The sequence below is a fragment of the Actinomadura hibisca NBRC 15177 genome (genome assembly GCF_001552635.1).
Lineage (GTDB): Bacteria > Actinomycetota > Actinomycetes > Streptosporangiales > Streptosporangiaceae > Spirillospora > Spirillospora hibisca.
Window position 1 is genome coordinate 213,864 of the sequence record NZ_BCRO01000019.1, and the last position, 13,069, is coordinate 226,932.

Consider the following 13,069-nt stretch of genomic DNA (forward strand, 5'->3'; position numbering starts at 1 on the left):
GGGCGCGGGTGGCCGAGAGGCCCGCGCCCACGCGGACGAACGCCTCCTTGCCCCCGCCGCCCGCCTCCCACGCTGGCGGCTCCTGCCAGCGCGCCCGCCACAAGATCGGCTAACTCGGCCGTTGCTCGCGTTTCGGGACGTCTCTACGGTCGCAGCAACAACGGCGACAGGGGAGACATGCGCCTCAGAAAGACACTGCTGGTCCCGGTGGCGGCCCTGGTGCTGACGGCCGGGCTGGCGTCCGTCCCGGCCACGGCGGCGCCCGCGCCGGCCGTCCCGAAACCCACCCCCAACCCCTGGCAGATGCGGCACTGGCCGCAGACGCAGCCCTGGCAGCAGGGGCAACAAGCCCGCAGCCTCGCCGCGCCGGACGCGCCGAAGCCGGTGGACCCGCAGAACTACGAGCTGCCCGACACCATGACGTGGGACGACTACAAGGGAATCCCCGGCAAGAACTGGGCCGACCCGTCGGTCAAGGGCTCGATCAAGAACTTCAGGGGCGCGGTCGTGCTGGTGGACTACCCCAACCAGCCGTTCGTGGTGACGCAGAAGAAGAACTCGACCGTCTTCGGCAACCCGTCGGTGGTCGGCGAGGTGCCGCAAGAGAAGGTCGCGCAGTTCTACCAGGACTTCCTGAACAAGCCGCAGGACCTGAACCGCGGCCACACCCTCCACGAGTACTGGATGGAGGACTCCGGCGGCCGGTACGGCGTGGACCTGAAGGCGTTCGGCGCGTACCGGATGAAGGCCAAGGACCACGAGTACGGCGTCGGCCAGTTCCAGGATGGCACCGGCTGCCCCGCCGGCGACACCTGCAACCGCGACATCCGCGCCGACGCGCGCGCGGCGTGGATCGCGCAGGTGGGCGAGGAGACCGCCAAGCAGTTCGACTTCGTCTTCATCCTGACGGCCGGTCAGGACGAGAGCTCCACGTGGCAGGAGTTCGGGATGATGAAGTGGAAGAACAAGGAGGACGTCCCGGACGAGTGGGGCCCCGAGGACGACGCCGCCCTGCCCAACTGGATCAAGACCCGCTACGTGGACTGGACGTCCTGGCAGGCGGGCTCCACGCACTGGCCGAACGCCGTCACGGGCAGCTCCACCCAGGCCGAGAGCTCCGGCATGGGCGTGTTCGCGCACGAGTTCAGCCACATCCTCGGCATCGGCGACAACTACAACAACCCCTTCGGAGTCCCGGCGCGGCGCTCCTACTCGGGCCCGTGGGAGATGTTGAGCCGAGGCAGCTTCAACGGCCCCGGCGGCCCGCACAGCCGGTGGATGATCCCGGCGACCGGCGGCGCGTCGATGGGCGCCCAGCACATGCTGCGCAACAAGCTCAAGCTCGGCATCGTGAGCCCCAAGAACGTCCTGCAACTGGACCGCGAGGTGCTGGCGGCGCAGGGCACGGTGGTCGCGAAGGTGACGGCCCGCGCCGCCGACCCGGGCGAGGACGGCCTGACCGGCATCAACCTCAAGCTCGGCGCGGCCGGGGACCAGAGCCCGGCGTGCGACACCACCACCGACCCGCTGTGCGACGGCAACCGGCCGGCCGACAAGTACAACAACTACACGGTCGAGGTCGTGGACCGGATGGGCTTCGACTCGTTCACCCCCGACTCGGGCGTGCTGCTGGCTAAGACCAAGGACCGTGACAGCGCCCCGTTCATCTGGGTGAAGGACGCCAATCCGCAGGACATCGACAAGACCGACTTCGTGCTGCCCGACGGCACGGTCTCGAAGATGACGATCGGCGACTACCGCCAGCTGTCGGACGCGCTGTACCACGCGGGCAACGACTCCGGCAGCCAGTACGAGTACGTGGACCAGGCCAACCGGCTGCACTTCTACGTGCTCGACCTCAAGCGCGACAAGCAGGGCGTGTTGTCCTACACCGTCGCGATCCGTTCGCTGGACGGCGCGGGCCCGCAGAAGCGCGGCGTCAAGGTGGACTCGGGCAACCCGGTCGCGGCCGACAACGGCTGGTCCAAGTGCACGCTGATCCTGCGGAACACCGGCAAGGGCGGCACCGGCCGCCACGACTCCGACGTCTTCCGCCTGAAGGGCGAGATCGCGGGCGCGGGCTGGAAGGTGTGGCTGCCGAACTCGGTCGCGACGGCGAAGGCGGGCGGCACCACCGAGGTGGAGGTCTGGGGCAAGGCGGCCCCGGGCGCGGACCGCTACGGCAAGGTGACGCTGCGCGCCACCTCCGAGAGCGACCCGACCAAGACCGACACCGGCACCTGCCGCATGCGCTGACCAGGCGCTGAACCAACGCGGGCCGGGCGGATCTCCTCCGCCCGGCCCGCCGCTTCTCAGGCCCTTGCCAGAACGGGGACGGGACGCCGCTCCAGCGCCGACCCCAGCGCGACGGTGCCGAGCGCCGCCACCGCCATGGCCGCGCCGACCCACGCGGTCGACCGGTAACCGAAACCCGCGCCGATCGCCAGGCCGCCCAGCCACGGAGCGAGCGTGTTACCGACGTTGAACGCCGAGGTCACCGTGGCCCCGGCCAGGGCGCGGGCCGCGCCGACGTTGGCGTAGACCCGCACGTTCGTCGCCGGGTTGGTGGCCATCCCGAACGCGCCCATCAGGAACACCAGCGGCACCACCGCGTACGGGTTCTCGGCCAGCAGCGCGATCCCGACGGAGGCGACCACCACGCCGGACATGCCGATCGCCAGCGTCCGGCCGGGATGGGCGTCGGCGACCCGGCCGCCGATCGTGATGCCGAGCACCGAGCCCGCGCCGAACAGCGCCAGCACCCCCGGCACCCACCCCTCCGGCAGGCCGGTGGTGTCGGCGAGCAGCGCCCCGAGGTAGCTGAAGGTCGCCATCATCGAGCTGAACGACAGGGCCTGGGTGCCGTAGGCCGCCCACAACGCCGGGCTGGCCATGCTGCGCAGCTCGTCGCGCAGGCGGGGCACGGCCCCGGCGGGACGGCCGCCGGGCAGGCTGAGCGCGACGCCGACGAACGCGACGGCCGTCAGCGCCGCGACCGTCCAGAACGCGGCCCGCCAGCCCAGGGACTGCCCGAGGAAGGTCCCGGCGGGCACGCCCAGCACGGTCGCGACGGTGATGCCGCCGATCACGATCGCCAGCGCCCGGCCCCGGACGCTCGCGGGCACCAGGTCGATCGCCGCGACCGAGGCGACGCCGAAGAACCCGGCGCACGCCGCCGCGCCCACCAGCCGCGTCGCGAACAGCACCGCGTAGCCCGGCGTCAGCGCGCCGATCACGTGTGCGATGACGAACACCGCGAGGAAGGCCAGCAGCGCGGTCCGGCGGGGGAGGCGGAGCGTCGCCAGGGCGAGCACGGGCGCGCCCACGACCATGCCGAACGCGTAGGCGGAGATCAGCAGTCCGGCCGTGGGGACCGAGACGCCGAGATCGCCCGCCATCGCCGGGAGCAGCCCGGCGAGCATGAACTCGGAGGTTCCCTGGGCGAAGATCGCGAAGCCCAGGACGTAGATGGCCAGTGGCATCGGGGGGACCCTTCCTTGTTTTGGATAGATCAGTACAAAATTAGGGCGCGCGAAGGGGCGGTCAGGTTCGGAAAAGGGGTCAGAGGGCGCCCAGGGCCGCTCCGGCGACCTGCCGCAGGGTCGCGCGGTCGGCCCCGGCGCTGGCCGACACCTGCATCCCGCTGATCGTGGTGATGACGAAGTGGGCGAGCTGGCCGGGGTCCTTGTCGGCCGCGATCTCGCCGGTGCGACGGGCGGTGTCGAGGACGGTGCGCAGGGCGGTGAAGCGGACGTCGTAGTCGCGCCTGAGCAGGGCGGCGATCCCGGGATCGCGCGGGGCCAGCTCCACGCTGGTGTTGACGACCAGGCAGCCGACCTCGTCGGCGTCGCCCTGGAGGATCTGCTCGAAGAGGGCGCGGACCTTGTCCCGGACGGGCGCGTCGCCCTCCAGGGCCGCCAGGACCCGCGCCGTCTTCACCGTGGTGTAGTGGCGCAGGGCCCGGTCGAACAGGTCGCGCTTGCTCTTGAAGGTGTTGTAGATGCTGCTGCGGCCGAGGCCGGTGGCCCGGCAGAGGTCCTCGGTGGAGGTGGCCTCGTACCCGGCGGCCCAGAAGGCGTGCATGGCCGCCTCGACCGCGCGCTCCTCGTCGAACTTCCGTGGCCGCGCCATGGAAGGGACCGTAGCACGTTTTGGATTGATTGATCCAATATGACGGGGCCCGGCCCCTGACCGGTGCGGGTCAGGTGGCCGGGACGGGGGCCGGAGCCGGGGCCGGGAGCACGCGGTGCGCCCAGTCCGGGAGCCAGCCGGGACGGCTCGACCGTGTCCGCGCCAGGGCGTAGGTCGCCGCGACCGCCGCCGCCGTGCAGGCCGCGCCCGCCACCAGCAGGGCCATGCGCGGGCCCAGGGTGTCGCACAGCACGCCGAGCGCGGGACCGCCCGCCGCGCCCGCGGCGGCGCCCACCATGCCCTGCGCCGCGATGATGCGGCCGCGCAGGTGGCCGGGGGAGTCGAGCTGCGCGCGGGTGCTGACCGTGGTGTCGATGATCACCGCGCCGGCCGCGACCGGCACCAGCACCGCCGCGAACGCGATCAGGCCGGGGGTCACCCCGCTGATCATCTGGCCGACCGAGCAGAGCAGGCCCACGCCGAGCAGCAGCACCAGCGACAGGTGGGTGCGCGCGGCCGCGTACACCCCGCCGATCACCGTGCCGATCGCGAACGCCACCGACAGGAAGCCGTACCCGGCCGCGCCCGCGTGCAGCGGGCCCTCGCTCATGGCGGCCATCGTCACCTGGTAGTTGCGGCCCAGGCTGCCCAGCACGAACGCCAGCGCGAAGGTGACCAGCAACCACGGGGTGCGCAGCACGTAGCGCAGGCCGTCGGCGACGCCGCGCTCGGCCTCGGCGGCCCGGGGCACCGGGTGCATCTCGCGGCCGCGCATCATCAGCACCGCGCCGATCACGGCGGCGAAGCTGATCGCGTTGCCCGCGAACACCCCGGGCACGCCCACCAGCGGGATCAGCGCGCCCGCCAGGCTCATGCCGAGGATGCGCCCCGCCGAGTTGAACAACGAGCCGAGGGCCAGCGCGTTGGACAGGTCCTCGGGGCCGACGACCTCGGCGCCGAAACGCCCGAGGGCCGGGCCCGTGACCGCCGCCACCAGGCCGGACGCCAGCGAGATCGCGTACAGCGGGGCCGTGCTCTGCGGGTCGCCGAGCGCGATGAAGGTCAGCAGCACGGCCAGTATCGCCTGCAGGACCTGCGCGCCCAGCACCAGCGGACGCACCGGCAGCCGGTCGGCCAGCGTCCCGGCCCACGGGCCGAGCAGGACGGCGGGCAGCGCGTTCAGCACCAGCCCGAACCCGACGCTGGTCGCCGAGTGGGTGATCGACAGGATGAGCCAGTTCAGGCCGAGGACCTGCATCCAGGTCCCCGTGATCGACACGAGGTCCGACAGGGCCCACAGACGGTAGTTGTGGTGGCGCAGCGAGCGCAGCATCACCGGAACAGCCACGGTTGTTTACTCCTCTTTGGGGCTACAAGAGGGTTTTAACGTGGCTCTTTGGGGTGGGGATTCCAGTTGGATGGTTTTATGAAGCGGATCACAATGGATTCGGAAGGTGTTTCCTGGACCAGATCCAGTCGATGATCTAGGGGCGGACGGCGGCCTCGCCCAGCAGGCGGTCCCAGTCGTCCAGGAAGCGCTGGAGCCCGTACCGGCGCAGCGCCGCCTCGCGGGCGGCCAGGCCCGCCTCCCGGGCCCGGCCGGGGTCGGCGATCATGTCGGCCAGGGCCCGCCGGAGCTCCGCCGGGTCGGTGGAGATCACACCGGCCTCGGGCGGCACCACCTCCCGCACTCCGGCCGTGTCGAGCGCGACCACCGGCATGGCCAGGTGCATCGCCTCCAGGAGGGGCAGGCCCGGCGAGGTCCAGCGGGCCGGGTGCAGGTACACACGACGCTTGGCCAGCTCCTCGTGCAGCTGGGCCGGCGGCAGATCAGTGCTGGTCAGCCGGTCACCGGGCACTCCCAGATACTTGGCCAGGCCGTCGGTGCGCAGCCCGAACACGTCCAGCGGAGCGGCCTCGGTAAAACCCGGGAGCAGGTCGGTGCCGGTGGCGCGGCCGCGCTTGATCGGCTCGTCCACGACGGCGGCGGCGTGCGGGATCTCGCCGGTGCAGCGGGCGCCGGGGTCGGCGACGCCGGGCTCGATGATCACGGTGTGGGCCTGGCCGTTGTCCCACATGAGCCGGTTGAAGCGGGTGACGTGGACGATCGTGATGCCCGGCTCGTCGGCCATCGGGTGCCTGGTGTCGGGCACGTCCCCCGTGGGAGCGCCGTGCTCGACGTAGATCATCGGCACGTCGTCCCGGCCGAGCCAGTCGCGCGCCAGGTAGCGCTCGTGGGGGCGCTGGAGGACCACCACGTCCACGTCCTCGTGCCGCAGGTCGGCGGCCGGGACCTGGCGGGCCGTGGCCGACCAGTCGTAGCCGCCGAAGCCCAGGCCGTCGTCGTCGCGCAGCGGGGTGGTCGGCAGCAGGTAGGAGTGCCGGCCCCGCACGAAGGAGGCGGTCCAGGGACCGTGCACGTGCCACAACAGAACGTTCATTCTGATTACGTACCGTCATCATTGCGGGTCAAACGGGTTGACGGCGGATCTCCAGCCGCCGGATGACCGGTGCCTCCATAGCCGAGGCCACCCTCAAGCCAGGGTGACGCGCCCCATCTCCGCGATGCCCATCCCCGCCAGCTCGTCGGCGCGCTCGTTGCCGGGATCGCCCGCGTGCCCCTTCACCCAGAACCACTCGACGCGGTGCCGCCGCGTGGCCTCGTCCAGCCGCCGCCACAGGTCGGCGTTCTTCACCGGCTTCTTGTCGGCGGTCTTCCAGCCGTTGCGCTTCCAGGAGTTCATCCACTGCGTGATGCCCTGCCGCACGTAGGTGCTGTCGGTGTGCACCTGGACGACCGAGGGCCGCGTGAGGTGCTCCAGCGCCCGGATCGCCGCCATCAGCTCCATGCGGTTGTTGGTGGTGCCGGGCTCGCCGCCGTACAACTCCTTGACGTGCTCGCCGTAGCGCAGCACCGCGCCCCAGCCGCCCGCGCCGGGATTGGGGCTGCACCCGCCGTCGGTGTGCACCACGACCGGGGGACCCGACACCGGGACCGGAACGCTCGGCTCATCGACCTCGAACAGCTCTCCCATGCACGCTCCTGACCTCGCCCTACGTTGTGACCTCCTCAGTCTGGCGGGAGATCACCCGGTAGTCGGCCAGATCGAGGCGCGCCAGCTGGCGGGCGTACTGGGTGGCGAACCCCGGGTACATCGTGGCGTTGTGGCCGTCGTCGGTCAGGTACCAGCTCGTGCAGCCGGAGTTCCAGGTGGTGCGGGCGAGCCGCCGCTGGATGCGGCGGTTGAAACGCTCCTGGGCGGCGCGGGTCACCTCCAGGGCCAGCAGGTCGCGGTCCAGGATCAGCCGGATCGCGCGGACGGCATAGTCGATCTGGGACTCCATGTAGACCAGCGCCGAGTTGTGGCCGGGGCCGGAATTGGGGCCGAAGGTGAAGAACAGGTTGGGGTGCCCGGCGACGTTGACGCTCTTGTACGCCTGCGCGCCGCGCGCCCACTGCTCGGCCAGCGGGCGGCCGCCGACGCCGCGGATCGGGAACGGGGTGCCGGTCTTGCCCACGTCGAAGCCGGTGGCGAACACGATGCAGTCCACCTCGTGCTCGATGCCGTCGGCGGTGCGGACGCCGGCGGGGGACAGCGACACGATCGGCCAGGTGATCAGCTTGCAGTCGTCGCGCTGCAGGGCGGGGTAGTAGTCGCTGGTCATGAGCATCCGTTTGCAGCCGGGCCGGAAGTGCGGGGTGAGCTGGCGGCGCAGCCACGGATCCCTGACCTGGCGGCGCAGGTGCAGCCGCGCGGCCTTCGCCACGGCCGTGGTGAACACCGTGTCCCACACCAGCCCGAGCGCCATCGACTCGTGGCCCCAGAACCACGCCTGACGCGCGGCGGTCTGGGCGGCCGGCGAACGGCGGAACAGGGCGCGGCTCCACGCGGGGGTGCGGCGGTCCAGGCGCGGCAGCACCCAGCCCGGGGTGCGCTGGAACACCTTCACGCTCGCGGCCCTGCCCACCAGCTCCGGCACGATCTGGACGGCGCTGGCCCCGGTGCCGATCACCGCGACGCGCTTGCCGGTCAGGTCGTGGCCGTGGTCCCAGCGGGCACTGTGGATCATGTGGCCGGTGTAGGAGTCGCGGCCCCTGATGTCGGGCAGGCTCGCGTTGGCCAGCGGCCCGGCCGCCATGACCGCCGTCCGCGCGGTGAACTCCCCGCCGCCGGCGGTGGTCGCGGTCCAGGTCCCGGCGGCCTCGTCGAAGGCGAGGCCGGTGACCTCCGTGCGGAGGCGGATGCGGTCGCGCAGCCCGAACCGCTCGACCATCGCGCGGATGTAGCCGAGGATCTCGGCGCCGCCGGAGTAGGTGCGCGACCAGTCGGGGTTCTGGGCGAAGGAGAAGGAGTACAACAACGACGGGATGTCGCAGGCCGCGCCCGGGTAGGTGTTGTCGCGCCAGGTCCCGCCGACCTCCCCGGCCCGTTCCAGGATCACGAAGTCCTCGATGCCGGCCTGGCGCAGCCGGATGGCGGTGCCGAGGCCCGCGAAGCCCGCGCCGACGATGAGCGTCGCGTGCGTCGTCATCTGGCCACCGGCTCGTGGGTCAGCTCCCTGGCCCAGGACGGGGTGGGGCGCAGCAGCCGCCGGGGGTAGCGGGCCGACGCCTTCACCATGAAGTCGGCGAAGTGGTGGTAGGGATGGCCGCGGTCGATGACGATCGCGGCGTGCCGCTTGAGGATCTGGTAGGACGGCAGGCGGCGGGTGGCGGGCGAGCGTTCGCCGACCCTGGTGAAGCGGGACATCGCGGTGTACAGGCGCCGCTCGTCCAGGCCCATCGCGACGATGTTGTCGCGCATCCGGTTCAGCAGCGGGACGTACATCAGCGCGCCGAGCAGCACCGTCGGCCTGGCGACCGTCCCGACGGTGCTGATCAGCAGGCGGCGGGCCGGGGCGTGCCCGAGCAGGTCCAGCACCTGGAAGTCCACCGCCAGGTGCCGCGACTCGTCGGCGTTGATCTTGTCGAAGACGCGGTGGCAGACCGGGTCGTGCACCTCGTCCAGCAGGAACTTCAGCAGCGCCCCGTCGAGCGCGACCTCCAGCATCGGGATCACGGTGCCGAGCACCGCCAGCGACATGTCGTCGGACCAGCGGTCCAGCCACTCGATGGCGAGCCGCACGTTGATGTTGGGCTCGGGCACCTCGTCGTCCTCCAGCATCCCCCAGCGCCGCATCAGCGCGAGCTCGGCGTTGGCGTGCCGCTGCTCCTCGGCGTGGAAGTAGGTGTAGATCTCGCGCAGCACCGGCGTCGGGGCCTTCCCGGCGAGCGCCGCGAAGCCGCGCGCGCCGACGTTCTCGATCCAGACGAGGTCGGCCATGAACTCCTTGAGCCGGGGCCGCTGCTCGTCGGTGACGGCGTCGGCGCCGGGGGCGTCCCAGTCGATGTCGGCGAGCGCCCACTGCCGGTCCTTGATCTTGGCGAGCATGGCGTCGTAGTCGAAGTCGTGCGCACGGGGCATGGTCACTCTCCTGCCTTGAGAAGCCGCCCGAGCAGGCCGAACGCCCGGACGTAGGGGACGGGGGCGTGCCGTTTGAGCGCCCAGACGAGGCGGGCGTCGGGCTGCGGCACCACGTACAGGCGGCCCCTGTCGTGGGCGTCGAGGGTCCTGCGCACGACGCGTCCGGGAGACCAGCCGGTCAGCGCCATCGCGCGCGAGGCCAGCCGCGCCGCGCCCGCCTCGATCAGGTCGCCGTCCGCGATGCCGGTCCTGACGAACGTCGGGCACAGGGCGGTGACCGTGACGCCGCTTCCGGCGAGCTCGGCGGCCAGAGTCTCCGACAGCGCCAGGACGGCGGCCTTGCTGACGTTGTAGGGACCCATGAGCGGCGCGGCGGCGAAGCTCGCGGTGGAGGCGGTGTTGATGATCCCGCCGCGGCCCCGCGCGCGGAGGCGGGGCGCGAACACGTGGCAGCCGTGGACGACGCCCCACAGGTTGACGTCGATCGTGCGCCGCCAGTCGGCCAGGGGGATCTCCCCGACGGCGCGGCCGCCCGCGCCGATCCCGGCGTTGTTGACGACCAGGTCGGCGGGCCGGCCGAACCAGTCCTCGGCGGCGTCGGCCAGGTCGCGCACGGCCCGCTCGTCGGCGACGTCGCAGCGCACGGCCAGCCCGCCGACGCGTTCGGCGGTCCGCCCGGCGGTGTCGGGATCGATGTCGGCGCAGACGACGCGCCCGCCGCGCCGGGCCAGCTCCAGCGCGAAGGCGCGGCCGATGCCGCCGCCCGCGCCGGTGACCACGGCGCAGGCGCCGCGGGTGCGGCTCACGCGGCCTCCTGCCGGGCGGTGAGGCGGGCGTCGATGAAGGCGGCGGCGCGGCGCAGCGCGGGATCGGCCTCGGGGATGAGGCGGGGAAGCGCCTGGAAGACGTGCATCTGGTCGGGCCAGATCTCCAGCTCGCAGCCGTCGAAGAGCGCCGCCAGGTGCTCGGCGTCGGCGGCGAGCATCTCCGCGCCGCCCGCCTGGACCAGCGTCGGGGGCAGCGCGTCGCCGTCGCAGAGGCCGAACGCCAGGCGGGGCGAGGCGGGGTCGGCGTCGCGGACGTAGCAGTGGACGAGGCGGCGGGCCTTCCCCGCGGAGATCATCGGGTCGCGCCGCCGGACGTCGCGCCCGGCGGCGGCCTCCAGCGACAGGTCGACGAGCGGCGAGAACAGGACCAGGGCTTCGGGCGCGGGCCGGCCCTCCCGGCACAGTTGCAGGGCGAGGTCCACGGCCAGGTGCCCGCCCGCCGAGTCGCCCGCGACCACGACGCGGCGGCCGTCGGCCGCCAGCCGGTCGTAGGCGGCGCGGACGTCATCGGCGGCGGCCGGAAAGCGGTGCTCGGGGGCCAGCCGGTAGTCGGGCGCGAACACCGGCAGCCCCGTCCAGGCGGCCAGCCGCGAGGTCAGGCCCCGGTGGGTCCGGGCGGAGCACAGCAGGTAGGCGCTGCCGTGCAGGTAGAGGAGCACGGCGTCGTCCCGCGCTCCGGGCCCGCGCACCCACTCGCCGTCGCCGGTCACCTCGACGCGGCAGCCGGGGAGGGCGGGGCCGAACCGCGCCAGCGACGCGGCCACGATCCGGCGCGACAACCAGATGCCGGGACCGTTGAGGGGGAGGGCGGAGGCCAGGGGCCGGACGGTGCGGACGGCCAGCCGCGCGGCCGTCCGGGACCGCCACGACCCAGAATCTGAGGGCACCTGCCCTCTCTGATGGCGCATGCCCTCAATTAGGGGTCTGCGGGCACCTGCCGTCAAGATGGGAGCCGTGAGATCCAGACCACGCACCTACGGGGGGCGCAGCGTCGAGGAGCGGCAGGCCGCCCGCCGCCGCCGCCTGCTCGACGCAGCCCTGGAGATCTGGGGCGACCAGGGCTGGGCCGCGGTGACCATGCGCGGCGTCTGCGCCCGCGCGGGCCTGACCGACCGCTACTTCTACGAGAACTTCGCCGACCGCGACGCGCTGCTGGCCGCCGTCTGGGACCAGATCAAGGACGAGACGGTGCTGCTGCTGTTCGAGGCGATCCGGGCGGCCGCGGACGAGCCGATCGCGCAACTGCGCGAGGCCATCTCGGCTTTCGTGACCCAGGTGGACGCCGACCCGCGCCGCGCCCGCATCGGCTTCGGCGAGCACGCGGGCAGCGAGGTGCTGGAACGGCGCCGCCGCGACACCATCAGCTCGTTCACCGACCTGCTGATCGACGCCGGCCGCCCCTACTTCCGGCCGGACGCCGACGAGACCGAGCTGCGCATGAGCGTGCTGATGGGGATCGGCGGCTTCGTGGAACTGGTCACGGCCTGGCAGACGGGGGCGCTGGAGGTGGCCCCCGAGCAGATCATCGACCACTCGACGGTCGTGGGCGCGGAACTGGCGGCGCGCTACCTGCGCGTCTGAGCGCACGCCTTGTGCGGAAAGGGACCGTTCGCCACGATGGGCGTTGGCCGGATTCCCAACCCTCCGAGGGCGCGATGGCAGAAGTCAGCCCGCGACTGCGCCTGCACCCGGAACGCCGCAGCCTGGCGATCATCGCCCCGACCCTGCTGACCGGCCCCGCCCTGCTGCTGATCGGCTGGACACAACCGTCGGCGACGGCGTGCCTGGTGGGCTGCGGGATGTCGCTCTACACGCTGCGGGGCCTGCTGATACTGCAACGGGCCTATACAGAAGCGTGGCCGGACGGCTTGGTGAACCAGCTGGCGGGCAACCAAGCTGAAGCGGCGTGGGAACACACAACGCGCCTGATCGTCATGCAGACGCTGTTCGGCCGCTACGTGCAACTGGAGAAGCGCAGCGGAGAACGCATCAGCCTGGCCGCACCCCGAACGGGCCTACTCCTCCACACCCCGGACTTCGACGCAACCCTGTTGACGCTGAGCCAGATGCCAGGCGGCAGCCGAACCACGATCCCGATCCAGACCGAGACGGTCCTGCCAGCCGTAGTAGTGCAGAGCGTGCTGGTGGTGGGCTTCCTGAGCGCAGTACTAGTAGCGGTCCTGACCTAAGAGGACTCGTCCAGGGCGAGTTCGATCCAGACCCGATGCCCCGCATGAGGCGTCCCTTCGACGCCGAGCTTGACCGCCACCAGCGACAACGCCCATAGCCCGCGCCCCGACTCGGCCCACTCGTCGAGAGGCTCGGAGACGACAGGAACCCCCGCCCCACCATTGTCGATCACGGCGACGTAGGCGGGATCGTCGTAGACCAGCTCGATGCCGAACCAGCCGCCGTCCAGGCGCGAGCGGGTGTGGCGCAGGGCGTTGGCGGCCAGCTCGCTGACGGCGAGCTCCACCACGTCCAGACACGCCGCGCCTGCGAACAGCGCGCGAGCGAACCCCCGGGCCGCCGCCACCTGGTCGGGACGGCCGGGGAAGGCGCGCCGCCAACGCATCTCGTCCGGCCCCCAGAGAAAATCCGCCGCCCCTGGCGGGCACTCAGCCTGCCCCATCGTCGCGCCTCCGT

13 protein-coding genes are annotated in these 13,069 nt (G+C 72.2%); 3 read left to right on the forward strand and 10 right to left on the reverse strand.

Annotated features, from left to right (window positions below; genetic code table 11):
- Positions 1-177 precede the first annotated feature (177 nt).
- Positions 178-2,256, forward strand: coding sequence for a M6 family metalloprotease domain-containing protein (locus tag AH6_RS09885; protein ID WP_067477121.1), 2,079 nt, complete (start codon positions 178-180; stop codon positions 2,254-2,256).
- Positions 2,257-2,312: 56 nt separating this feature from the next.
- Here AH6_RS09885 and AH6_RS09890 read toward each other — a convergent pair whose 3' ends face one another.
- The 9 genes from AH6_RS09890 to AH6_RS09930 form a co-directional block, all read right to left on the reverse strand.
- On the reverse strand, positions 2,313-3,482 hold the full coding sequence (locus AH6_RS09890) for a Cmx/CmrA family chloramphenicol efflux MFS transporter (RefSeq protein ID WP_067477123.1): 1,170 nt from the start codon (positions 3,480-3,482) through the stop codon (positions 2,313-2,315).
- Positions 3,483-3,561: 79 nt separating this feature from the next.
- Positions 3,562-4,131: a TetR/AcrR family transcriptional regulator gene (locus AH6_RS09895; RefSeq protein WP_067477126.1), complete on the reverse strand. Its 570-nt coding sequence runs from the start codon at positions 4,129-4,131 to the stop codon at positions 3,562-3,564.
- Between the two features lie 70 nt (positions 4,132-4,201).
- Entirely contained in the window at positions 4,202-5,479 is a 1,278-nt protein-coding gene (locus AH6_RS09900; protein WP_218005765.1) for an MFS transporter, read from the reverse strand.
- Positions 5,480-5,615: 136 nt separating this feature from the next.
- A complete protein-coding gene (locus tag AH6_RS09905; protein ID WP_067477132.1) occupies positions 5,616-6,572 on the reverse strand; it encodes a glycosyltransferase in 957 nt (318 codons plus the stop codon).
- A gap of 93 nt (positions 6,573-6,665) precedes the next feature.
- Entirely contained in the window at positions 6,666-7,166 is a 501-nt protein-coding gene (gene rnhA / locus AH6_RS09910; RefSeq protein ID WP_067477135.1) for a ribonuclease HI, read from the reverse strand.
- A gap of 19 nt (positions 7,167-7,185) precedes the next feature.
- A complete protein-coding gene (locus AH6_RS09915) occupies positions 7,186-8,664 on the reverse strand; it encodes a flavin-containing monooxygenase (protein ID WP_067477138.1) in 1,479 nt (492 codons plus the stop codon).
- On the reverse strand, positions 8,661-9,596 hold the full coding sequence (locus AH6_RS09920) for a reductase (protein ID WP_067477141.1): 936 nt from the start codon (positions 9,594-9,596) through the stop codon (positions 8,661-8,663). The genes AH6_RS09915 and AH6_RS09920 overlap by 4 nt, the downstream gene beginning before the upstream one ends.
- Positions 9,597-9,598: 2 nt before the next feature.
- Positions 9,599-10,402: an SDR family NAD(P)-dependent oxidoreductase gene (locus AH6_RS09925; protein WP_067477143.1), complete on the reverse strand. Its 804-nt coding sequence runs from the start codon at positions 10,400-10,402 to the stop codon at positions 9,599-9,601.
- Positions 10,399-11,310: an alpha/beta hydrolase gene (locus AH6_RS09930; protein ID WP_245679253.1), complete on the reverse strand. Its 912-nt coding sequence runs from the start codon at positions 11,308-11,310 to the stop codon at positions 10,399-10,401. Before AH6_RS09930 ends, AH6_RS09925 begins: the two co-directional genes overlap by 4 nt.
- A gap of 67 nt (positions 11,311-11,377) precedes the next feature.
- On the opposite strand from AH6_RS09930, the gene AH6_RS09935 reads away from it, so the two are divergent.
- Together AH6_RS09935 and AH6_RS09940 are read left to right on the forward strand one after the other, a co-directional pair.
- Positions 11,378-12,004 (forward strand): TetR/AcrR family transcriptional regulator, encoded by a 627-nt coding sequence (locus AH6_RS09935; RefSeq protein ID WP_067477146.1) that lies wholly within the window; start codon positions 11,378-11,380, stop codon positions 12,002-12,004.
- Between the two features lie 74 nt (positions 12,005-12,078).
- The gene (locus AH6_RS09940) at positions 12,079-12,612 is read left to right on the forward strand and encodes a hypothetical protein (RefSeq protein ID WP_067477148.1); all 534 of its coding nucleotides are present in this window, start codon (positions 12,079-12,081) and stop codon (positions 12,610-12,612) included.
- On the opposite strand, the gene AH6_RS09945 is transcribed toward AH6_RS09940, so the two are convergent.
- The gene (locus AH6_RS09945) at positions 12,609-13,055 is read right to left on the reverse strand and encodes an ATP-binding protein (RefSeq protein ID WP_083982526.1); all 447 of its coding nucleotides are present in this window, start codon (positions 13,053-13,055) and stop codon (positions 12,609-12,611) included. The two genes, AH6_RS09940 and AH6_RS09945, sit on opposite strands and share 4 nt — an antisense overlap.
- Positions 13,056-13,069: the final 14 nt, after the last annotated feature.